This is a genomic window from uncultured Pelagibacterium sp., from assembly GCF_963972885.1.
Taxonomy (GTDB): Bacteria; Pseudomonadota; Alphaproteobacteria; order Rhizobiales; family Devosiaceae; genus Pelagibacterium; species Pelagibacterium nitratireducens.
The window spans coordinates 1-22279 of record NZ_CAXAXY010000047.1 but is presented as its reverse complement, the minus strand read 5'-3'; the positions used below and the strand labels follow the sequence as shown (position 1 = coordinate 22279).

Genomic DNA, 22279 nt, shown 5'->3' with positions numbered 1-22279 from the left:
CCGTGACGCTTGAAAAAGCCCTGGAACTGATCGCCGCCAAGGGCGGTTCGAAGGGCAAGGCGAAAGCCAAGCCCAAAGCAGCAGCAAAAAAGCCGGCGGCAAAGAAGACGGCAACCAAAAAGCCCGCAGCCAAGAAGAAGGCCGAGGCCTAAAGGATAGAAATGGCCAAACGTACAGGACAAACCCCTTCGGCCCCTGCTCCGCGTAAGGGCCGGCGTTCGGCCAGCTTTACACCCGGTCAATTGCCGACCCGCGAACAGATTCTCGAAGCGATTGCCGATTTCCCCGAGATCAATTCCAAGCGCGAGATCGCCCGGCATTTCAACATCAAGGGCGACGACCGCGTGCCGCTCAAGGTGCTGCTGCGCGACATGGAAAAAGAGGGCCTTCTGGCCCGCAAGCGCAAGGAATTGCGTCCCGTGGGTGAATTGCCTGCAGTGACCGTGCTCGACATTCCCGCCGATGCCGATCCTGACAATCTTCACGCCTTCCCCGCCAAATGGGACGAAGACGAGGGCGAAAAGCCCCGCGTGACGGTGTCGGTGAGCAAGGATGCCCGCGTCGTCCCCGGCCCCGGCGACCGAATTCTTGCCCGCATCCAGCGCGATGGCGGCACCGTGCCGACCTACACCGCCCGGCCCATGAAGGTGCTCGACAAGCCCCGCAAGGCCGATCTGGGCATCGTGCGCATGGACGACGACGGCGCCCGGCTGGTGCCTATCGAGCGCAAGGCCCGCGAAATGCGGATTTCCGCCGGCGATCTCGGTGACGCCAAAGACGGCGATCTGGTCGAGGTCGAGGTGACCGTTTCGGGCCGGATGATGATCCCGCGCGCCAAGGTGGTCAGCGTTGTGGGTAACCCGCAGTCTGAGGGCGCAGTCAGCCTGATCGCCCTCCATTCGCTCGATATTCCTTATCGGTTCCCCGCCTCCGTCCTCAAGGAATCCGAAGAGGCTCAGGAAGCACCGCTCAAGGACCGCGAGGACTGGCGCGACATCCCGCTGGTCACCATCGACCCTGCCGATGCCAAGGACCATGACGACGCCGTTCACGCCGAACCCGATACCGACCCCAACAATGCCGGCGGCTTCATAATCCGCGTGGGGATCGCCGATGTTTCCTATTATGTGAAGTCGGGCTCGACCATGGACCGCGAGGCGTTCCTGCGTGGCAATTCGGTCTATTTCCCCGACCGGGTCGTGCCCATGCTGCCCGAGCGTATTTCAAACGATCTGTGTTCGCTGCGCGAAGGTGAAAATCGCGCCTCCATGGCGCTGCGCATCGTGATCGACGCCGAAGGCAACAAAAAGAGCCATTCCTTCCATCGGGTGATGATGCGCTCGGCGGCCAAGCTCAGCTACCAGCAGGCCCAGGCGGCCATAGACGGCCAGCCCGATGATGTGACCGGGCCATTGCTCGAACCGATCCTCAAGCCCCTCTGGGCGGCTTACGAGGCCCTTTCGAAAGCCCGCGACCGGCGTGGTCCGCTGGCGCTCGACCTGCCCGAGCGCCGCATCCGGCTCGACGCCAATGGCATGGTCGAGGGCGTCTATGTTCCCGAGCGGCTCGATGCCCACAAGCTCATCGAAGAGATGATGATCCTGTCCAACGTCTGCGCCGCAGAGACGCTGGAAAAACACAAACTCGGCCTGCTCTATCGTGTCCACGATGCGCCGAGCCGGGAAAAGATCGTGACGCTTGGCGAGTTCCTGAAATCGCTCGACCTGCCTGTGCCGCGCAGCGAAGCGCTAAGGCCGAAAGATTTCAACCAGATCCTTTACCGTGCCGACAAGGCCGGCAAGAGCCAGCAGGTCAACGAAATGGTGCTGCGCAGCCAGGCGCAGGCGGAATATGCGCCGGGCAATTATGGCCATTACGGCCTCAACCTCGACCGCTACGCCCATTTCACCTCGCCCATCCGCCGCTATGCGGATCTGATCGTCCATCGCGCCCTGATCCGGGCGCTCGATCTTGGCGATGATGGGCTGAGTGTGGCCGAGGAACAGCGGCTGGGCTCGATTGGCGAGCACATTTCGGCCACCGAGCGCCGCGCAATGGTTGCCGAGCGCGAAACGTCCGACCGTCTTCTGGCGCAATATCTGGCCGCCCATATCGGCGCCCGGTTCACCGGCAAAATCGCCGGCCTTGTCGGCGCGGGCGTGTTCGTCCGGCTCGATGAGACCGGCGCCGATGGTTTCGTCCCTGTTTCCTCACTCGGCCAGGATTATTTCCGCCATTTCGAGGACCAGCAGGCCCTGATCGGTGAACGCACCGGCGAGCGGTTCCGAATCGGCGACCGGGTCGAGGTGCGACTGCTTGAAGCAGCGCCCATGGCTGGCGCGCTGCGGTTTGAAGTTCTATCTGAAGGTGAACGGGTCAAGCCACCCGGCCCGACACGCGGCCGCAGAGACCGCAAGGGCAAGCCGACACCGCGCGGACACCGCGCGAGGAGATAGCCGATGCCATATACCGATCTGACATTGCGCCCGGCCCGGCCCACTTGGCCAGCCATGCTCAATGGCATGAAATGCCGCTGCCCCAATTGCGGGCAGGGAAAGCTGTTTTCGAGCTACCTCAAGGTCGCCGATCAGTGCGATGTCTGCGGCACCGAGTTTTTTCACCACCGCGCCGACGATGCGCCGCCCTATATCGTGATTACCATCGTCGGCCATCTGGCCGTCGGCGCCGTTCTGCACATGGAGATGAGCTCGACCCCGCTTCATCCCCTGACCTATCTGTGGGTGATGATTCCACTCATCATCCTCTCTTCGCTCCTCCTGCTGCCCGTCACCAAGGGCGCGGTCGTGGGCCTGCAATGGGCGCGCTACATGCACGGCTTTGATCCGGTGGGCGCTCATGATGATTTCGAGGATGACGGGCGGAGTTGATCCGCTTGACTTTTGGCGCGAAATGCATAGTTTGCGCCCAACTCATTTCCCGAGCCGTGCGCAAATCCGTCGCGCGGCCTGTTTGTTTCAAAGGCTACCGCGATGGCAAAGTCCAACACGATCAAGATCAAGCTGGTTTCGACCGCCGACACCGGCTTTTACTACGTTGCCAAGAAGAACACCCGCACCGCGACCGAAAAGCTCTCGTTCCGCAAGTACGATCCGGTTGTTCGCAAGCACGTCGAATTCAAGGAAGCCAAGATCAAATAGTTTGATCGAACGCATCTGCCGAACAAGAGAAACCCCGCCACGCAGCGGGGTTTTTGTTGTTTGCACCAGAAAATCCTGAGCGAGGCGGGGTTGGCTGACCCGGTCCGGTTTGTCGAAGAGGCCACTCTTGTCCGATACCGGGCCAGCCGCCCTACGGATCAGGAGTTGCGGCGGACCTGAGAACCGTAGGGGTTTGTACTGAACCGGATCGCGCAAGCGCGTCCTTCTCAGTGCCTGCAACCTACTCCCAGCCGACCCGAACGCCAAGCATTCCGGGGTCGTCCGGCCCCGGTTTCACCATTAATAATGAAGTGTTAACCTTACCGACCGCCCAGGATCAGGCGGCGTCGTGGACCACACGATTGCGCCCGGCCCGTTTGGCGCGATAGAGCGCGATATCGGCCCGTTTGATGACCGATTCCGGTGTATCGCTCTCCTGATCGTTCAGCGCAAGTCCGGCACTGACCGTGATGTTGAGCGGCTTTGCGGCCCCCACCTTGAACTCTTCATCAGCAATGGCACTGCGCACCCGTTCGGCAACGCCCTGCGCGGCCCGCATGTCGGTATCGGGCATGACCACCACGAACTCCTCGCCGCCGAACCGGCAGGCAAGATCGACGCCGCGAATGTTGCGCTGCAGCCGCGTGGCGAACTCCTTGAGCACCACATCGCCGGCATCATGGCCATAGGTGTCGTTGACGGGCTTAAAATAGTCGATATCGAGCAGCATTACCGCCATGTCGCGATCCTGCTCCTGGGCCTTGTTGAGCACCATGGCCAGATGCCGCTCGAAATAGCGCCGGTTGTAAAGCCCGGTCAACTCGTCGATCACCGCCATGGCCATTGTCGAATTGAGGCTCTCACGCAGCTCGACCGTATAGCGCTGGCGCCGGATCTGGGTCTTGACCCGTGCCGAAAGCTCATGCCGCTCGACGGGCCGCATGATGAAATCATTGACCCCCAGATCGAGCGCCTTGACCACCTGCGGGCGATCCTTGTCCTCGGCAACGAGGATAATGGGCAGCGAGCGGGTCTGATCGACAGTGCGAATCTGCGAACAGATGCGCAGCGGATCAAAGCCCTCGAGCGCCATCGAGACGATGGCCAGTTCATAGTCGCCGCCCGACATCTGGAACACGGCCTCCGAGGGGTCGACCAGAATCGTGACCTTGTGGGAATTGCGCAGATAAGCCTCGATGCGTTCGGCCCGTGCCCGCTCGGTATCGATGACCAGAATCCGGCCAGCATCGACAGCAATGCCAAACTCGGTCCGCGCGGTGTCTTCGAGCGCCAGTTCGTGACTGGTGCGGCTGCGGGCCCGCAACTCGTCTCCCAGCCCCTTGAGTCGGGCAAGGCTCTTGACCCGCGCCAGCAATTGCACGTCATCGACGGGCTTGGTCAGAAAGTCGTCAGCCCCCGCCTCCAGACCGCGCACACGGTCGGAAGGCTGATCGAGCGCGGTGATCATAACGATGGGGATATGGGCCGTCACGGCGTCGCGCTTGAGGATCTGGCAACAGGTGAACCCGTCCATTTCCGGCATCATAACATCGAGCAGGACGATATCGATGTCCTGGCTGCGGCAGATCTCGATGGCCTGAGCGCCCGATGACGCGGTCACCACCTCGAAATACTCGGCGAGCAGGCGCGCTTCGAGCAATTTCACATTGGTGGGAATGTCATCAACGATGAGCACTCGTGCAGTCACGGCGCGCGTCCCTTCGGCCCTGAATGAAGAATGGTTGTCTGGCTATTCGGCCTTGCCAATATAGCTTTCAATCGTTTCCAAAAAGTGAGGCACCGAAATCGGTTTTGAGATGTAACCCTCACATCCCCCCGAAAGGATACGCTCTTCGTCGCCCTTCATGGCAAAGGCTGTAACCGCGATCACCGGGATATGGGCGAGGTCGTCGTCTTCCTTGAGCCACTTGGTGACCACCAGCCCCGACACTTCGGGCAGTTGGATGTCCATCAGGATCAGGTCTGGACGGTGCTCGCGCGCAAGATCGAGCGCTTCCAGTCCATTGCGGGTCTGGACGGTATGGTACCCACGGGATTCGAGCAGGTCGTGAAAGAGCTTCATGTTGAGCTCGTTGTCTTCCACGATCATGACGGTCTTGGCCATCTACCCTCGCCCGGCACCGGCAATCGGGTGCTTTGAGTTGTCATTGCTTTGCGCTAACAGCAATGTGTTACGAAACAAGAAATAAGCTGAGTCTGACGCTTTGCGCGATAGGGTCGATACACAAGAACTGCTGGCCGTTGGCGATGCCTGCCTCACCTGGCTCGCCGCTGACGTCAACGAGCTTGAGCGTTTCATGGCGCTGGCCGGTTTTTCGCCGCAACGCCTGCGGGAATCTGTTGGCACGCGCCCGTTGGCCGAGGGCCTAGTCGACTATTTCGGACGCAATGAATCCCTGTTGCTGGCCATGTGTGCCAATGCCGGTCTGGACGTAAACCGCGTCATGGGTCTTTGGCACGGCCTGAACCCGCAGAGTTGATGGTATGGCCGCCGGCGGACATCTGTGCCGCGATTGCTTTGCGACAGGCGAGAGTGCCAAGGCACCGGCCAGGTGCCCCAAATGTGGCTCACCGCGCATCCTGGCTCACCCCGAGCTCTTCTCGCTTTCCATCGCCCATATCGATTGCGACGCCTTCTATGCCTCGGTCGAAAAGCGCGACGATCCGAGTCTGATCGACAAACCGCTGATCATCGGCGGTGGACAGCGCGGCGTGGTCTCCACATGCTGTTATATTGCCCGCATGAGTGGCATCAAATCGGCCATGCCGATGTTTCAGGCGAAGCGCCTGTGCCCGCAAGCCGTTATCATCAAGCCCGATATGGCCAAATATGTCGGCGTCAGCCGCCAGATTCGCACGCTTATGGATTCACTGACCCCGCTGGTCCAACCGCTCTCCATCGATGAAGCGTTTCTCGATCTGTCCGGCACCGAAAAGGTGCACAAGGCTGCACCGGCGGTCTCGCTGGCCCGGCTGGCCAAACGAATTGAGGACGAGATCGGTGTCACCATCTCGATCGGGCTGAGCCACAACAAATTCCTCGCCAAGATCGCCTCGGAACTCGACAAGCCACGCGGCTTTGCCATCATCGGCGAGGCCGAGACCGTATCGCTGCTGGCCGAAAAGCCGATCACCGTAATTTTCGGCGTCGGCAAGGTCATGGCCGAAACGCTGCGCAAGGACGGGCTGATCACCATCGGCCAGCTCCAGCAGCGCGCGCCCGAAGACCTCATGCGCCGCTATGGTGAGATGGGCGCACGCCTGGCCAAACTGGCGCGCGGTGAAGATTATCGTCGCGTCTCGATAGACCGCGAAACCAAATCGGTGAGCACGGAGACGACCTTTTTAACCGATCTTGCCGATTTCGACTCGCTTTCGACCGCCCTGCTCTCATTGTGTGAGCGACTCTCGGAACGGCTCAAAAAGCAGCAACTGGTCGGCGATACCGTTACCGTCAAGCTCAAGACCGCGGGATTTAAATCCCGCACCCGCGCGCAACACATCATGCTGCCAACCCAGCTTGCCACGACGCTCTATGAAACCGGCGTGAAACTTCTGGCCCGTGAGGTGGACGGCACGGCCTTTCGCCTGCTCGGCATCGGTGTTACCGGTCTTGAGGTGGCCACAGGCATCGATCCGGTCGACTTGATCGAACCCGAAATCGCCCGCAAGGCGGCAGCGGAGCGGGCCATGGACAAGGTGCGCGACAAATATGGCCGTGAAGCGCTCGTGCGCGGTAAACTCTACCGCCAGTCGAAAATCACAAAGATCAAACCGGAGAACGATGATGACGATCGAACAGAAACTCAATGATCTGGGCTACGCCCTGCCCACACCCACAGCACCCGCAGCCAGTTATGTTCCGGTGCGTCAGTCGGGCAAGCTTCTGTTTGTCTCCGGGCAGATCTCCCAGGGCCCCGATGGCATCACCAAGGGATGCCTCGGTGACAGTCTGGACGTTGGGGCCGGGCAAAAGGCCGCCGAACTGTGCGCCATCAACATCCTGGCCCACGTCAATACCGTGGTGCCGCTCTCGCAGATCAAGGCCGTCCAGAAACTGACCGTTCTCGTCGCCTCGACGCCAACATTCAACGAACAGCATCTGGTGGCCAACGGCGCGTCCGATCTGTTCATAAAACTGTTGGGCGACACGGGTAAGCACGCCCGCGCCGCATTTGGCGTGGCCTCCCTTCCCCTTGGCGCCGCAGTCGAAATCGACGCCATCATCGAGATAGAATAAATGACATCAAATCCCCCGTTCGCCCGTCCCATCGCCCATCGCGGATTGCACGACAGGGACCGGGGGATCATCGAAAACTCTTTTTCAGCCTTTGCGGCCGCGATCGAACGCGGTTTTGGCATCGAATGCGATCTTCAGTTGACCGAAGATGGCGAGGCGGTTGTCTTTCACGATGACGACCTGGCCAGGCTTGTGAGCGGCAGCGGCCGCGTTCGCTCCGTGCCCGCCAGCGCGTTAACGGAGCTTCCCCTGCTTGGCAGCACTGCGGGCGATTGCCCGCAGACCTTTGCCGCCTTCCTCGATCAGATCAGTGGCCGCGCGCCGCTGGTCATCGAGGTCAAAAAGCAGGCAAATGAGCGCGATACAATCGATCTGGCGAAGCGGGTCGTTCAATCTTTGGCGACCTACAAAGGTCCGTTCGTTCTCAAGACCTTCGATCCCCGCATGATCGTCGCGCTGCGTGGGCAAGGGTTTCAGGGCGAAATCGGCATCATCACCTACGGATACGACAAACCGGACTGGTATGGCGACATGCCCGCGCGCACGCGATTTATGTTGCGCCACCTCTTGCACTACCCGTGGACGCGCTTCACATTCATATCGTGCGAACAGACGGCGCTGACATTGCCAGCGATCCGTTTTTTCCGCGCCATCGGCTTTAAGGTCATGAGTTGGACTGTCCGTTCGTCCGATCAGGCCCGGGTCGCCCGGCGCAATGCCGACCAGATAGTGTTTGAAGGATTCGATCCCGACGCGTGAGTGAAAATTCCGAACTGACAATCTCGGTTCATCCAACCACCGCCTCCATACCCGCCGCCACCTGGAATGCACTTGCATCTTGCGGTGGAGAAAAGCCCGACAATCCATTCCTTGAGCACGCTTTTTTCTCAGCGCTGGAGGAGTCGGGATGCGCCACGGGTGCAACCGGATGGCAGCCCCAGCATATCCTGATTTCACGCGGCGAGACCCCTGTCGGCCTCATGCCGCTGTTCCTCAAATCCCATTCGATGGGCGAATATGTCTTCGACCACGCCTGGGCCGACGCCATCGAACGCGCTGGCGGAAACTACTATCCAAAGCTGCAGTCCTCAGTGCCGTTCACCCCGGCCAGCGCGCCGAAACTTCTGACGCGGGACGGCAGTGCCGACACTCAGACGCTCCTCCTCCAAGCCTCCGAAGCGTTGGCCGAGCGGCTCGGTGCGTCCTCGGTCCACGCGACGTTCGTAACCAGTGACGAAGAAGCAATTGCCGCAGGCGCCAATTGGCTGGTGCGCCACGACACCCAGTTTCACTGGACCAATGACGGGTTCAAGACCTTCGATGAATTTCTCGACACGCTGCAATCGCGCAAGCGAAAGGCCATCCGTCGCGAACGGCGAGAGGCGCTGATCGACGGCATCACCTGCGAATGGGTGACCGGCACCGATCTGACGGAAGCACACTGGGATGCCTTCTATCAGTTCTACATGGACACCGGCGCGCGCAAATGGGGCCGCCCCTACCTCAATCGTGAATTTTTCTCGCGCATCACCGAAACCATGGCCGACAGCATTGTCCTGATGCTGGCGCGCGATGGTACCGACTATATCGCCGGGGCGCTCAATTTCCTTGGCGCAGACACGCTCTATGGCCGCAATTGGGGTGCCATCCGGGACGTGCCGTTCCTCCATTTCGAACTCTGCTATTACCAGGCCATCGACTTTGCCATTGAACACGGCCTGAAGCGCGTCGAGGCCGGCGCCCAGGGCCAGCACAAGCTGGCGCGCGGCTACGCCCCGGCCATCACCCGTTCGATCCACCACATCGTTCACCCGGGCCTGCGCCGCGCCGTTGCCGAATATCTCGAGGACGAGCGCAAATATGTCGACCTGCAGAACCAGGAGCTGGCCGACTACGCCCCCTTCCGCAAGGGATAGCAGGGTTTGTTCCTGATCGCCGTTCGGCTATAGCTCGGATTGAAAAGCAAGGGAGCGTGTTATGACTGCTTACGATCCGGACAATATCTTCGGCAAGATCCTCAAAGGCGAAATCCCGAGCCACACGGTCTATGAGGACGACGACACGCTGGCCTTCATGGATGTGATGCCCCAATCGCGCGGGCATACGCTGGTGATCCCCAAGACCGGTTCACGCAATCTGTTCGACGCCGAACCGCAGGTGCTGGCCGATCTGATCCAGAAAACCCAGCGGGTCGCCAAAGCCGTCATGACCGCCATGGATGCCGACGGCCTGCGTGTTGCCCAGTTCAACGAAGCTCCGGCCGGCCAGACGGTGTTCCACCTCCATTTCCACATCATACCCATGTATGAGGGCGTGCCACTGCGCCCCCACACCGGCGAAATGGCCGATCAGGACGAGTTGGCCGCCCAGGCGGAAAAAATCCGCGCCGCGTTTTAAGGTCTGTGGAAAATTGCGGGGATAGCGGGGATAATTCTGGGGATAAGTACGGGGAAAACCCCCAATAGCGCCGGTCGGAAGGCCGGCCTTCTTACTCATGGACAGGCAAGGCGGCGGCGCGCAATGGCGATTGGAATGTTTGCGGAATAAGTGGATCTAGAAAGCGTGCTTTTCATAGGCCGCGAACGGGCTGAGCCCGAGCCAGCTTTGCATCGCCGCACCTACATCGCTGTCTCCGATCCGCGCCAGACGCTGCTCGTTTTCCGCCCTGGCAACGGTTTCGAGCCCCATCCAGATGGCCGTCATGGTGCGCAGATCGGTGCGGACAAAAAGATCCACATCGAACCTCGGATCAACCGAGCATAAGTCGGCGCCTTTTTGCGGATCGCTAAGGAGCCACCAGTTGGCCGATGCAGCGGCAAGGTCCGCATAGATGAACTGTACCGTCACCCGTCGCGGTGGCAAATTCTCCAGCCTGATGTTGCGGCGCATGTCCCACATCAGGAGCGAGGGGTCCGTGTTTTCGAAACTCGGGGCACTTTCAATCCAACGTTGACCCCAAATGCCCACCGCCATGACAACATCGCGCAACCCCTGTCCCGCCTCGGTGAGGACGTACTCGTAGAGTTCGGGCGTCCGCCGCACGAGCCGTCTTTCAACAACGCCGTGCTGTTCGAGTTCACGCAACCGCCGCGCCAGAAGGGCCGGCGACATGCGCGGCACGCCGCGCCGCAGGTCGTTGAAGCGCGTCGATCCAGCGCAAAGCTCGCGTAGGAGAACAATTGTCCATCGGGCACCAAGGATTTCCGACGCCATGGCGACGGGACAAAACTGGTGGTAGCTGGCTTCTGTCATAGACACGCCTCCTGCCGATCCGCCTGCAATCTTAAACGGGCAGAGCAATGAGATTCCAGTTCAGAAGCTGTACCGGCTTGATTCAGGTCGTGAACTGGCGAGATACAGGTGTCGCTGCTTTCATCCTCTCTCGTGAGACGAGAGAAAGGCCAACCATGAAAAAATTCATCATCGAACGCGATATTGCCGGCGTCGGCGCCATGTCCCCCGAAGCGCTTTGCGAGGCGGCGCGCACCTCAAACGGCGCCCTCGCCCAACTCGCACCCAAGGTGCAATGGCAGCATTCCTATTTCACGGCGGACAAGACCTTTTGCATCTATCTTGCCCAAGACGAACACACGATACACGAGCACGCGCGATTGAGTGGGTTTCCTGCCAATGTCGTCACCGAAGTGACCACTGTCATCGATCCGACGACCGGCAGGTAAGCCGGGACCTCACGGCACGGAAAAGGCCGGTCGCAGGACCGGCCTTTTCCAGATTTTGAGGGAATGGTCGAACACCAAACCCGCTTAGGTGTTCTGCTCGGCGTCCTTGGACTTGGACTTGCGGGCCGGCTTCTTGCCGCCCTTGGGTCCGGTTATCGCCTTTGGACGTGCCGGGCGCGGAGGGACCGAGACCAGTTCGAGCCGCGCTTCGCTGCCCTCGCCGACCACTGTCACCTTGACCGAACCGCCCTTCTGGAGCAGGCCGAACAGCACTTCCTCTGCCAGCGGCTTCTTGACGTATTCCTGGATCACCCGACCCAGCGGGCGGGCACCCATCTTTTCGTCGTAGCCGCGGGCCGCCAGCCAATCGGAGGCTTCGGGCGTCAGCTCAATGGTGATGCCGCGTTCGGCAAGCTGGCCTTCAAGCTGGAGAATGAACTTCTCCACGACGCGGTTGACGGTCGAGGACGGCAGCGGCGCGAACGAGATGATCGCATCGAGCCGGTTGCGGAACTCCGGCGTGAACATCCGGTTGATCGCTTCCTCGTCGTCGCCTTCCTGACGCACCCGGCCAAAGCCGATGGGCGATTTCGCCAGTTCGGTCGCACCCACGTTCGACGTCATGATCAGGATGACGTTGCGGAAGTCGACCTGCTTGCCCGAATGATCGGTGAGCTTGCCGTGATCCATGACCTGCAGAAGGATATTGAACAGGTCCGGATGGGCCTTTTCGATCTCATCGAGCAGCAGCACGCAATGGGGATGCTGATCGACCCCATCGGTCATCAGCCCGCCCTGGTCGAACCCGACATAACCCGGAGGCGCGCCGATCAGCCGCGAAACGGTGTGACGCTCCATGTATTCGGACATGTCGAAGCGCAAAAGCTCCACCCCGAGCGTATCGGCCAGTTGCTTGGCCACCTCGGTCTTACCCACACCGGTCGGGCCGGTGAACATGTACGAACCGATGGGCTTTTCGGGCTCACGCAGGCCCGCGCGGGCCAGCTTGATGGCCGACGAGAGGGCGTCGATCGCCTTATCCTGGCCGAACACCACGCGCTTGAGGTTGGCTTCGAGATTGCCCAGCAGCTCGGTATCGGACTTGGAGACCGATTTCGGCGGAATGCGCGCAATCATAGCTATCGTCGCCTCGATATCCTCGACGCCGATGGTCTTCTTGCGCTTGTCCTCGGTCACCAGCATCTGCCGGGCACCGGTTTCGTCAACCACATCGATTGCCTTGTCGGGCAGTTTGCGGTCGTTGATATAGCGGGCCGAAAGCTCGACCGATGCCTTGATCGCGTCGTCGGTATATTTGAGCTTGTGGTAATCCTCGAAATACGGGCGCAGCCCCTTCATGATCTCGATGGCATCGGGGATCGTGGGCTCGTTGACGTCGATCTTCTGGAACCGGCGCACGAGAGCCCGGTCCTTTTCAAAGAACTGACGATATTCCTTGTAGGTGGTCGAACCAATGCAGCGGATCGCTCCCGAGGCCAAAGCAGGCTTCAAAAGGTTCGAAGCATCGAGCGCTCCGCCCGAGGTTGCCCCCGCGCCGATCACCGTATGGATCTCGTCGATGAAAAGAATGACATTGTCCTTCTTTTCGAGCTCTTTCATGATCGCCTTGAGCCGTTCCTCGAAATCGCCGCGATAACGCGTGCCCGCCAGAAGCGAACCCATGTCGAGCGCATAGATTATTGCGGTTTCGAGCACTTCGGGAACGTCACCCTCGATGATCCGGCGGGCCAGACCTTCGGCGATAGCGGTCTTGCCAACGCCTGGATCGCCCACATAGAGCGGGTTGTTCTTGGAGCGACGGCAAAGCACCTGAATTGTACGCTCAAGCTCGATGCCGCGGCCGATCAGCGGATCGATCTTTCCGGCCCGGGCCTTGTCGTTGAGATTGACACAGAAATCGGCAAGCGCCGAACTCTGCTGCGGGCTGCTGCCCCCGCCGCGTTCCTGCTCGCCCTCGAACCCGGGTCCGCCTTCTTCAGCACCGCGCACGGGCCGGTCGGCATTGCGGCCCGACTTGGCGATGCCATGGGAAATGAAATTGACCGCGTCGAGCCGGGTCATGTCCTGCTGTTCGAGGAAATAGGCAGCGTGGCTTTCGCGCTCGGCAAAGATCGCAACGAGCACGTTGGCCCCGGTCACTTCCTCGCGCCCGGACGATTGAACGTGAATGACCGCGCGCTGGATGACGCGCTGGAAGGCGGCCGTCGGACGTGCATCCTGGCCGTTGGGCACAACGAGGCTGTCGAGCTCCTCGTCGATGAACTCTTCGAGATCGGCCCTGAGCGACTCGATATCGACATCGCACCCGGTCAGAACCGAAATCGTGTCGCGATCCTCGGTCAGCGCCAGCAGCAGGTGTTCGAGGGTCGCAAATTCATGACTGCGCTCCCGAGCCAAATTCATGGCCTGATGCAACGCCTTTTCGAGACCGCGAGAGAATGAAGGCATGTTGGTCCTATCCTATTGCTTTTCCATCACGCATTGCAGCGGATGCTGGTTTCGGCGCGCGGCATCCATAACGTTGGTGACCTTGGTTTCGGCCACCTCGTACGGATAAACCCCGCATTCCCCCACACCTTGATTATGGACGCTCAGCATTATGCGCGTCGCATCCTCCCGGGATTTGTTGAAGACCTCCTCCAAAATGAGGATGACGAACTCCATGGGCGTGTAGTCGTCATTGAGAAGCAGAACCCTATAAAGGCTTGGCTTCTTGGTCCTCGTTCTGGTCTTGGTCGCGACACCGGTCTGGCCGTCGCTTCCTTCGTCCCTGTCATCGTCCCCCTTTTCCGGACCGGCCGAAATCGCCCGCAGCACGGCGTGCTTTGCGAGCAGACCGCCGTTGTGCGGCAGGTCAGGTCCGGTGGGGAGGGCAGATATTGGCACGGCTTTTTTTATCCCAAATCAGAAAGGCAAGATGGCCCCATTATGTAGGCAAAATCTCGGCCATGTTAAGGGGCGAAAATCCGATCAATCAGGTGTGATCGCCCACAAGGTTTTTGCATCAAGTTTTAAGCACTTTACGGATTTGTAACCGCATCGGCCTAAAGTGCCTGCGAGTTAGGGTTTTCGGCGCCATCGGGGGACAGCGCGCGACGACCCCAAGAGTAGAGTAACGGTGCGGCGTTTTTCGTACCGGTCCAGTAAAGAGTTGGAGTATCGGGTGCCGACCCTTCTGCGTATCGATTCCGCGCGCGTCCCTTTTGTACGCTTTTTTCTCACACTTGTGATCGCGGCGATGACCCTTGCCGCCGTTTCCGCTGATGCGGCGGCGCAAAATGTGCCGCGTGCCTATGCCGGCATCGCCGTGGATGCCAAGACCGGCCAGGTCCTCTATCAGGACAACGCCAACGAGTTGCGCTACCCCGCTTCGCTCACCAAGGTGATGACGCTCTATATCATCTTTCAGGAGCTCGAGGCCGGCCGGCTCAAGCTCGACTCGAAACTGAGGGTTTCCCAATACGCCTCTCAGGCAGTCCCAACAAAGCTCTGGGTGCAGCCCGGCAGCACGATCACCGTTGAAGACGCCATCAACGCCCTCGTGATAATATCGGCCAATGACGTCGCCCGCGTCGTTGCCGAAAATATTTCGGGTACGGAGTCCCAGTTCGCCGAGCGGATGACGCAAACCGCAAGGGCGCTGGGGATGTCGCGCACCACATACAAGAACGCAAATGGCCTGCCCAACTCCGGACAGGTCACGACGGCCGCCGACCAGGCGATCCTGGGCCGGGCCGTCTATCTCCATTTCCCCCACTACTACGACTATTTCCAGGCCCGCAGCTTCAAGTACAACGGCAGAACCTACAACGGGCACAACGCCCTTCTGGGCCAGAACGGCGTCGATGGTATCAAGACCGGCTATATCAATGCGTCGGGCTACAACCTGATGACCGCCGCCCGCTCCAGCAACCGCCATATCGTGGTGATCGGCCTGGGGTTCAACACCGGCGCTTCGCGCAACGCGCGCGTCGCAGAGCTGGTGCGCACCTATCTCCCCAAGGCGCGCCAGGGCGACTACTGGCGCGAAGCGATGATCCCGCGCCCCACCCTGCTCGGCAATGGCGTTGCCGTGGCATCGGCGGGTGCTGCCGTTCCGCTCAATCGCCTGCCCCCCGGCCGTCCCGTCAACCTTCTGCCGGTTATCACGGCGGAGCAGGCCATGCAGGTGGCGTCGCTCAGCCAGTCCGCTTCCGGATCAGCGCCGGACTCGAACGAACCCGAGACCATCCCGTTCCAGATCGTTTCGGCCGAGGACATTCCCTCGCGTCCGGGCGATAACGCCCTCGACCAAGCGACCTATGTCGCAACCGGCGTCATGCCGTCCGAAGCCCCGGTCTATCCCGCCGACGATCCGATTGGCGCATGGATTGCAGAATCCCTGCAGCTCGGCCCGCAATCGGGACAGGTTCTCGTGCCACCCGCGCCCATTGCACGGCCCGACGGCCTGGCGCTCGACACAATGAGCACCAACAGCGCCGAGACGGTTCCGGCCGGTGGCTGGGTGGTCCAGGTCGGCGCCGCCGATAGCGAAGACAACGCCGAGCAGTTGCTGAGCGAAGCGACCCGCACATACGATCAGCTTGCCAACCTTCGCAGCTATGTGGAGACCTTCGAGCGCAACGGAGTGACCTATTACCGCGCCCGTTTCGCCGGCTTTGCCGATCGCACGCAGGCCAGAACCACTTGCGATGCGCTCTCACAAGCCGCGATCAACTGCCTCACGGTTCAGGGGTAACAAACAGGACGACCGACGGTCTTCGACAATTGGCGCAGATGTATGGAGTAGCCCAATGAGCGAAATGACACGACTTTCCGAGCTTGGCCAATTTCAGCCCCGCTCGCCACTGGCCTCGGACGATGACGCGGTTCGCGCCCAGTCCCTGCGCCTGCTGGCCCGCGGCCTGGGAGAAAACAAGCCCGTTCACCGCCGCATGTCGGACATGCTCTCGGTCGTACTGGCCCTTTCGTCCCGTACACGCCGCATGGTCCTTCCCCGCGTGTCGGTCGATGTCGATGTCTTCGATCCCGCCGGACGCCGCGCCCTGCGCATGTATATGCCCCAGGAAGACTAGTGTCAGCGGAACCGCTTGCCCCTGCTTGCGTTGCCTGAGGTATTGGCAACGGAGGCAGGCATGGCACTCACAGGCAAGATCGCTCTGGTGACCGGCGGCGGTTCGGGATTGGGCAAGGCCAGCGCCCTCAAGCTGGCTGCCGAGGGCGCCGACATCGCCCTTCTGAGCCGTACGATGGAAGAGGTCGACGCCGTCGCCCTTGAAATCAACCGATTGGGGCGCAAGGCCCTTCCCCTCTATGCCGACATCTCCGATGTCGCCGACATGCAGGGAGCATTCGATCAGATCACCGAGACGTTCGGACGGCTCGACTTCGTTTTCGCCAATGCGGGCATAAACGGCACCTGGGCGCCAATCGAGGATCTGACGGTCGACGACTGGGACCGGACCATCAATGTCAATCTGCGCGGCACGTTTCTAACCCTCCATCACGCCGTGCCCCTGATGAAGGCGCACGGAGGATCGATCGTCATAACCTCCTCCATCAATGGAACGCGGACCTTCACCACGGCCGGCGCGTCCGCCTATTCCACAACAAAGGCCGGTCAGCTCGCCCTCGCCCAGATGGCCGCGCTCGAGCTTGCCAAGCACCGCATCCGCGTTAACGCCATCTGCCCCGGCGCCATCGAAAGCCAGATCGATGAGAACACCGAGCGCCGCAATGTGGAAAAAGCAGCCGAACCCGCCCACTACCCCGATGGAGACATTCCGCTGACGGACGGCGCCCCCGGCAAAGCCGAGGACGTTGCAGATCTGGTCTGCTTTCTGGCCTCGGATGCCTCAAGGCACATCACGGGAACGCCCATCTGGATCGATGGGGCGCAATCGCTGCTGATCTGAGAAGGCCCGCGCCTAGACCGTTCCCGCCAGGACACGCTGATCGCGCGAACTGTGCTCACCGGTACGCCGATGGCGCGAAAACAGGTTGAGTGCTTCAAGCAGCAACCGATATTCCTGCCGCGCCCCGATATGGCTCATGGTCGGCATGCCCCCCAGTGCCTCCGCATCGAGCGGATCGAAAACCGTCATGCCGATGGGAAACAGCGACCGGAAGATCACCCGCTCGGCAATGCCGTCGGACACACGGCATCCGACACGCTCGGCAACGTTTTCCAGCCCGGTCTGCACCAGCCTCGTGTTGCGCGAATTGAGCATGGAGATGCGATTGCGCACCATGACCCAGTCGATGGTGCGCCCGTCGATAGCCAGCCGCTCCCGGCGCGAGCGTTGGACCAGCCGCGTATAATGACTCAATTCGATCAAGGCACCGCTGTCAGGTTCGATCCGGGCAATCACATCCAGATCGATCAGACTGTCGTTAAGTGGGGTAATCAGCGTGTCGGCCAGCGAGTGGGCGATGCGAGTGAGGTGGGTGTCAAAGCCGGGCGTGTCGATGATAAGATAGTCAACATCTCTTTCGACTTCCGCCACCGCCCGGCGAAACATCTCGAACTCGGTATCCGCATTTTTCTCAAGCGAGTCACCCCTGCCCTGCGGCAGGTGAAAGTGCGTGGAGTGGGGAACCTTGAGACCATGGGCATTCGCCCATTCCCGGCGATTGCGCACATAGGTCGTCAGCGTGTGCTGACGGCTGTCGGCGTCGATCGTGGCGACGCGAAAGCCTTCATAAAGCAGGTGGACGGCAAGATGAATCGCCGTGGTGGACTTGCCCGAGCCGCCTTTTTCGTTGCCCAGAACGATAACATGCGCGTTCGATCGCTGCATTTGATCCGACTCTAACCCTTGCCCCCAAAAGCGTTGCACAGCTTGTGTGCTTAACAAAACCCGCACAAGTACGAATTTTGCGCGTTCGCCCCACCTTAGCTCGTATTTGATTTACATTTTATAAACGAATGACCAGCCCAGTTTGCCCGCGCTGGCCATTTCGAATCGCAGACATGGCCCGATCAGATCAAATCCAATAGGGGGGCACCCCGTAATAGGTGTAGATGTCCATGGCCCGCTGGCGGTCATCCCAGGCAAAGTCATCGTCGGGTTCGTAGCGCGGTGCGGCATCGAGGTCTGCCTTGGAGATGTCGGTACGGTATCCGCCAATGCTTTCGTCATAGGTCAGTTTGGCCCACGGGATCGGGTAATGGTCGTCCCCGATGCCCAGAAATCCGCCAAAGCTGAGAACCGCATAGCCAACCTTGCCGCTGACCTTGTCGATCATGACCCGTTCGATGGTGCCGATCTTGTCATTGGCCAGGCTGTAAACCGCAGTACCTTCAACCTTGTCGCTCCCGATCAGATTGCCGCTTTCGCGGCGATCCAGATCGCGGGCTTCAAGCCCGTTGTCCGTTCTCGAATCCATTGTAAATCTCCGTCGCTGGTTGCACTGAGGAGTCAACGGAATGGAGTCTGTGGAGTTCCAGCTTCAGGCAACTAAGGCAGGAGGCCATTGAACCGGCTTAAAGCAGCCCCAGTTGGGCCAGCTCTTCGGCCATGCCTTCGGGCGGCGTTTCCTCTCCCGCCCGGGCAAGATCGGGTGGCGCATCCTTGGCCTGCAGGTAGCGCCAGCCCTGAAATGGCCGACGCGGATAAGGCGCCGTGCGGATCAGCTCGGGCTCAAGAAGAATGTCGCAACACGACCGCCCCTCCCCGTCGGTTTCAGCCTTGAGGTCGGCAATCGCCTGACGCGCACGCACCGCACCGGCAATAACCCAGTATAACGATCCCTGTCCCACGATCTCGTCGGCCCTTTTGGGCACCATGCGGGTGCGATGGACATTAAGCCCGTCGGGGCGTCCGAAGCCTTGCTCGCGGCGCAGCGCGCGCCATTCGATCAACTCCTCCACCGAGGAAACGCCAACACAAAGCTTGATGATATGCATGGGGAACCACCCAAAAAGAAAATGGGGCGACCGTTTCCGGGCACCCCATTGTCGTATATGAATCTGTCTGTTGCCGAAAGGCCGTATCAGGCGCCAGCAATGACAGAGACAATGAAACCGAGCGAGATCAAGCCGACACATGTCCAACTTGCAGCCCGCCAGCATACGGCCTTGGATTGGCTACGCATGCAAGCTCCTTGCGCTGTTGCAAAAGCGGCGAGCGCGATTGCCGCCACTCACCGGTAACGCCTAATTAACTACCCAAAGCCGGTTCCGCAAGCCATGATTGAGCCACATTCGCGCAAATCTCACTTGCAATATTCGCATGACGGGCGAATCGCACTCAGAACAGTCCGAACCACCAGCCCGCCAGGGTCAGGAAGGCGAAAAAGCCGATCACATCGGTAAAGGTCATCACAAAGGTCGAGGAGGCCACGGCCGGATCGATCTTAAGCCTGTTGAGAAGCATCGGGATGAGAATTCCGCAGCCCCCGGCAACGATCATGTTGACCACCATGGCCAAGCCGATCACCATCCCGAGCGCCGGGTTGGCAAACCGGAACCCGGTGATCACCCCGAGGAGCACCGCAAAGATCACACCGTTGGTCAGCCCGACGAGCAATTCGCGTCGGATCAGCCGCCAGGCGTTGTTCCTGTCGAGTTCCCTTTGCGATATGGCCCGAACGGTGACCGTCATGGTCTGCGTGCCTGCAACCCCGCCCATCGAAGCAACGATGGGCATAAGAACCGCCAGAGCAACCATCTGCTCGATGGTGCCGTCAAAGAGCCCGATGACCAGCGACGCCAGCGTGGCGGTGCCCAGATTGACCAGCAGCCACGTCGCCCGGCTGCGCACAACGCCGGGCACCGTGCGCGAAATGTCTTCGTCACCCACACCGCCGAGACGATGGATATCCTCGTTGGCTTCTTCATTGATGACGTCAACGATATCGTCGATCGTCAGGACGCCCACCAACCGCTTGCTCTCATCGACCACGGCGACTTCGATCTGATCGTAGCGCTCGAAGATGCGCGCCGCCTCTTCCTGATCGAGCGTAGCATCGATCTGGCGGATCTGGGTGTTCATGATCTCTTCGATGCGTGTCGCCCGCTGAACCCGAAGAATGCGGTCGAGCGGGATGGTGCCAAGCAGGTTGAACCCGGGATCTACGACATAGATCTGATAAAAATCGTCGGGCAGATCGTCATTGGTCCGCAGATAGTCGATGGTTTGCCCTACCGTCCAGAACGGCGGAATGGCAATGAATTCGGTCTGCATCCGCCGTCCGGCGGAATCTTCGGGGAAATCCAGGCTTCGTTTGAGCGAGATGCGATCGAAAGCCGGCATCTGGGCCAGAATTTCGTCCCGGTCCGCAGCATCGATATCCTCGAGAATATAAACGGCATCGTCATTGTCGAGATCGGCGACGCCGCGCGCGATCTCGGCATTTGGCAATTCTTCCATCAGCTCGATACGAACCGAATCGTCGACCTCGGTCAGCGCCGAATAATCGAAGGCATGGCCCAGCAGCATGACCAGCCGCACCCGATCATCAGCCGGCAGCGCCTCGATGACGTCGCCGGTTTCCGATTCATGGAGCGGCTCCATACGCTTGCGCAGAGCCTCGGCATCCCCTGTGTCGATCTCGGCGCGCAGCGCCTCGTACCAATCGGAACGGAGCCGGCCGTTCTCGTCATAGATGGTTTCGGGAATTTCGTCGGGTTCCGGTCCGGTCGATGCAGCGTCTTCCATGCAACTCTCCTTCCCGGTTATTGCGCAGGGCGCGCGACTCTTGGTTCCTGGCTATGGCGTAACCCATCCGCCTGCCATTTGCCACAGCGCAATCGCATGGCAGCTGCCCGCCACCGCCGCCCGCTAAGTAGTTTAGCCTAAAGCCATATAAGGGCGACCTTATCGTCATACCCATCACGTTGCGCCATGCAACGGAGGCTGGAATGCGTATCGGTGGCCCTAGGCTCAAAGGATGGCCCATCGCCGGGTGGACGGTTTGCGGCCCGCTATTCTGCGTTCTGGTGGCGCTCGGTTACAACGTCGTGACATTTGCGGCCTTTCCCATGGAAATTCAGATCCGCGCTGTCTTTGCGGCCATCGTCGTGCCACTCGGGCTGGCCGCACCGTTCTTTTTCTATTTTTCTCTCAAGCTGCGCGAGTTGGCGTCTGCCAACCGCCAGCTCAGCCTTCTCGCCGCCACCGACGGGCTGACCAATTGCCTCAACCGGACTGCCTTTACGGCACTGGTCGAAGCGCGGCTCGAAGCACTGGTCCCTCAGGGCGATCACGTCCACGGCGCCTTGCTCATCATCGACGCCGACAATTTCAAGCAGGTCAACGATCGCTTCGGTCATCACAATGGCGATATCGCCCTGACCCTGATCGCCCGGGCCATCCGCTCCTCGGTGCGCGCCGGCGACAATGTGGGGCGGCTGGGCGGCGAGGAGTTCGGCGTCTTCCTGCCCGTTGTCGACCGCTATGGCGCCGAGACCGTGGCCGAGCGGCTCCGCCGCGCCGTCGAAAAGCTGGCCTTCGTTGCCGATGGTCATCGCCATCAGCTTTCTGTGAGCGTCGGCGGCGTGGTGTTCGATCGCCGCACCGGCTTTGAGGACTTGTTCAAGCTGGCCGACGAGCGGCTCTATGTCGCCAAGAACGAAGGGCGCAACACTGTCAGGCTGATCGGCTGCACAAACAGCGGGGCCGGCTTTGCAATCCTCGATACCTGAGGCTATCTAGGCCCATGGCCGCCGACCCGTCCTCCATCAAGCACTATTTCGACGACGACGCTGTGGCCGTCGCCAAACGCCTGATCGGAGCCCGATTTCTGGTCGATGGCATCGGCGGCACTATTGTCGAGACCGAGGCCTACACTCGGGACGAACCCGCGTCGCACAGTTTTCGCGGCCCCACGCCCCGCAACAAGCCGATGTTTGGCAGACCGGGCACCGTCTATGTCTATCTCAGCTATGGCATCCACTGGTGCGTCAATTTCGTGTGCCGTCCCGGCAGTGCCGTCCTCATCCGCGCGCTCGTGCCTGTCGAGGGAATAGAGGAGATGGTCGGCCGGCGCGGCCTCTCGGACACGCGAAAGCTCTGCGCGGGTCCAGGACGGCTGACACAAGCGCTCGGCATCGATCTCAGCCACAATGACCGTCCCTTGTCCGATCCGGCTTTCAGCTTCGCCCCGGCCCCTGTCGAGGGGCCGATCCTCACCGGCCCGCGCATCGGCATTACCAA

At 60.5% G+C, this 22279-nt stretch carries 24 protein-coding genes; 15 read left to right on the top strand and 9 right to left on the bottom strand.

The genetic code is table 11. The features are described 5' to 3' along the window. Positions 1–161: 161 nt before the first annotated feature. The 3 genes from rnr to rpmG all read left to right on the top strand — a co-directional run bounded on the left by rnr (position 162) and on the right by rpmG (position 3158). On the top strand, positions 162–2456 hold the full coding sequence (gene rnr, locus AACZ55_RS09450) for a ribonuclease R (RefSeq protein WP_339645522.1): 2295 nt from the start codon (positions 162–164) through the stop codon (positions 2454–2456). 3 nt (positions 2457–2459) lie between these two features. Then, positions 2460–2888, top strand: a complete 429-nt coding sequence (locus tag AACZ55_RS09445) for a DUF983 domain-containing protein (protein ID WP_339645520.1) — start codon at positions 2460–2462, stop codon at positions 2886–2888. Positions 2889–2990: 102 nt separating this feature from the next. Next, positions 2991–3158 (top strand): 50S ribosomal protein L33, encoded by a 168-nt coding sequence (rpmG, locus tag AACZ55_RS09440; RefSeq protein ID WP_014130775.1) that lies wholly within the window; start codon positions 2991–2993, stop codon positions 3156–3158. Between the two features lie 337 nt (positions 3159–3495). Here the strand turns inward: rpmG and AACZ55_RS09435 are convergent, their stop codons facing one another. Next, positions 3496–4866 carry a PleD family two-component system response regulator gene (locus tag AACZ55_RS09435; protein WP_339645517.1) on the bottom strand — a complete coding sequence of 457 codons (1371 nt, stop codon included), beginning with the start codon at positions 4864–4866 and terminating at the stop codon, positions 3496–3498. A 42-nt stretch (positions 4867–4908) separates the two neighbouring features. Continuing rightward, positions 4909–5283, bottom strand: a complete 375-nt coding sequence (locus tag AACZ55_RS09430; protein ID WP_338610500.1) for a response regulator — start codon at positions 5281–5283, stop codon at positions 4909–4911. A 100-nt stretch (positions 5284–5383) separates the two neighbouring features. Here AACZ55_RS09430 and AACZ55_RS09425 point away from each other — a divergent pair, with 100 nt between their 5' ends. From AACZ55_RS09425 to AACZ55_RS09400, 6 genes are all read left to right on the top strand, one after another. Then, the gene (locus AACZ55_RS09425) at positions 5384–5659 is read left to right on the top strand and encodes a DUF3572 family protein (protein ID WP_338610499.1); all 276 of its coding nucleotides are present in this window, start codon (positions 5384–5386) and stop codon (positions 5657–5659) included. 4 nt (positions 5660–5663) lie between these two features. After that, a complete protein-coding gene (locus AACZ55_RS09420; protein ID WP_339645514.1) occupies positions 5664–6992 on the top strand; it encodes a DNA polymerase IV in 1329 nt (442 codons plus the stop codon). Next, positions 6967–7419, top strand: coding sequence for a RidA family protein (locus AACZ55_RS09415; protein ID WP_339645525.1), 453 nt, complete (start codon positions 6967–6969; stop codon positions 7417–7419). Before AACZ55_RS09420 ends, AACZ55_RS09415 begins: the two co-directional genes overlap by 26 nt. Next, positions 7420–8178 carry a glycerophosphodiester phosphodiesterase family protein gene (locus AACZ55_RS09410; RefSeq protein WP_338610495.1) on the top strand — a complete coding sequence of 253 codons (759 nt, stop codon included), beginning with the start codon at positions 7420–7422 and terminating at the stop codon, positions 8176–8178. It begins immediately after the preceding gene. Next, positions 8175–9335: a GNAT family N-acetyltransferase gene (locus AACZ55_RS09405; RefSeq protein WP_339645511.1), complete on the top strand. Its 1161-nt coding sequence runs from the start codon at positions 8175–8177 to the stop codon at positions 9333–9335. Before AACZ55_RS09410 ends, AACZ55_RS09405 begins: the two co-directional genes overlap by 4 nt. A gap of 61 nt (positions 9336–9396) precedes the next feature. Further along, positions 9397–9816 carry an HIT family protein gene (locus AACZ55_RS09400; protein ID WP_339645508.1) on the top strand — a complete coding sequence of 140 codons (420 nt, stop codon included), beginning with the start codon at positions 9397–9399 and terminating at the stop codon, positions 9814–9816. A gap of 156 nt (positions 9817–9972) precedes the next feature. Here AACZ55_RS09400 and AACZ55_RS09395 read toward each other — a convergent pair whose 3' ends face one another. Next, positions 9973–10671 carry a helix-turn-helix domain-containing protein gene (locus tag AACZ55_RS09395; RefSeq protein ID WP_339645505.1) on the bottom strand — a complete coding sequence of 233 codons (699 nt, stop codon included), beginning with the start codon at positions 10669–10671 and terminating at the stop codon, positions 9973–9975. A gap of 155 nt (positions 10672–10826) precedes the next feature. Between AACZ55_RS09395 and AACZ55_RS09390 the strand changes: the two genes are divergently transcribed. Continuing rightward, on the top strand, positions 10827–11099 hold the full coding sequence (locus AACZ55_RS09390; protein ID WP_339645502.1) for a DUF4242 domain-containing protein: 273 nt from the start codon (positions 10827–10829) through the stop codon (positions 11097–11099). An 84-nt stretch (positions 11100–11183) separates the two neighbouring features. Here the strand turns inward: AACZ55_RS09390 and clpA are convergent, their stop codons facing one another. After that, positions 11184–13568, bottom strand: coding sequence for an ATP-dependent Clp protease ATP-binding subunit ClpA (clpA, locus tag AACZ55_RS09385; RefSeq protein WP_339645501.1), 2385 nt, complete (start codon positions 13566–13568; stop codon positions 11184–11186). Between the two features lie 12 nt (positions 13569–13580). Then, on the bottom strand, positions 13581–13925 hold the full coding sequence (clpS, locus tag AACZ55_RS09380) for an ATP-dependent Clp protease adapter ClpS (protein ID WP_338610662.1): 345 nt from the start codon (positions 13923–13925) through the stop codon (positions 13581–13583). 358 nt (positions 13926–14283) lie between these two features. Here clpS and AACZ55_RS09375 point away from each other — a divergent pair, with 358 nt between their 5' ends. Genes AACZ55_RS09375 through AACZ55_RS09365 form a run of 3 tightly spaced genes read left to right on the top strand, consistent with a single transcriptional unit; the run spans position 14284 to position 17035 of the window. Continuing rightward, entirely contained in the window at positions 14284–15858 is a 1575-nt protein-coding gene (locus AACZ55_RS09375) for a D-alanyl-D-alanine carboxypeptidase (RefSeq protein ID WP_339645499.1), read from the top strand. Between the two features lie 55 nt (positions 15859–15913). Then, the gene (locus AACZ55_RS09370; protein WP_339645497.1) at positions 15914–16195 is read left to right on the top strand and encodes a hypothetical protein; all 282 of its coding nucleotides are present in this window, start codon (positions 15914–15916) and stop codon (positions 16193–16195) included. A 60-nt stretch (positions 16196–16255) separates the two neighbouring features. Then, positions 16256–17035 (top strand): SDR family NAD(P)-dependent oxidoreductase, encoded by a 780-nt coding sequence (locus tag AACZ55_RS09365; RefSeq protein ID WP_339645495.1) that lies wholly within the window; start codon positions 16256–16258, stop codon positions 17033–17035. A gap of 12 nt (positions 17036–17047) precedes the next feature. Here AACZ55_RS09365 and AACZ55_RS09360 read toward each other — a convergent pair whose 3' ends face one another. The 4 genes from AACZ55_RS09360 to mgtE all read right to left on the bottom strand — a co-directional run bounded on the left by AACZ55_RS09360 (position 17048) and on the right by mgtE (position 20782). Continuing rightward, positions 17048–17920: a division plane positioning ATPase MipZ gene (locus AACZ55_RS09360; protein WP_339645494.1), complete on the bottom strand. Its 873-nt coding sequence runs from the start codon at positions 17918–17920 to the stop codon at positions 17048–17050. A gap of 187 nt (positions 17921–18107) precedes the next feature. After that, complete coding sequence (locus tag AACZ55_RS09355) at positions 18108–18509, bottom strand: PRC-barrel domain-containing protein (RefSeq protein WP_339645492.1); 402 nt, start codon at positions 18507–18509, stop codon at positions 18108–18110. Between the two features lie 97 nt (positions 18510–18606). After that, positions 18607–19029, bottom strand: a complete 423-nt coding sequence (locus AACZ55_RS09350; protein WP_339645489.1) for a DUF1489 domain-containing protein — start codon at positions 19027–19029, stop codon at positions 18607–18609. 343 nt (positions 19030–19372) lie between these two features. Then, positions 19373–20782: a magnesium transporter gene (mgtE, locus tag AACZ55_RS09345; protein ID WP_339645486.1), complete on the bottom strand. Its 1410-nt coding sequence runs from the start codon at positions 20780–20782 to the stop codon at positions 19373–19375. Positions 20783–20985: 203 nt separating this feature from the next. On the opposite strand from mgtE, the gene AACZ55_RS09340 reads away from it, so the two are divergent. Continuing rightward, the gene (locus AACZ55_RS09340; protein ID WP_339645483.1) at positions 20986–21768 is read left to right on the top strand and encodes a GGDEF domain-containing protein; all 783 of its coding nucleotides are present in this window, start codon (positions 20986–20988) and stop codon (positions 21766–21768) included. Positions 21769–21782: 14 nt separating this feature from the next. Next, the coding region (locus tag AACZ55_RS09335) for a DNA-3-methyladenine glycosylase (protein ID WP_339645480.1) at positions 21783–22279 on the top strand (497 nt) is incomplete at its 3' end.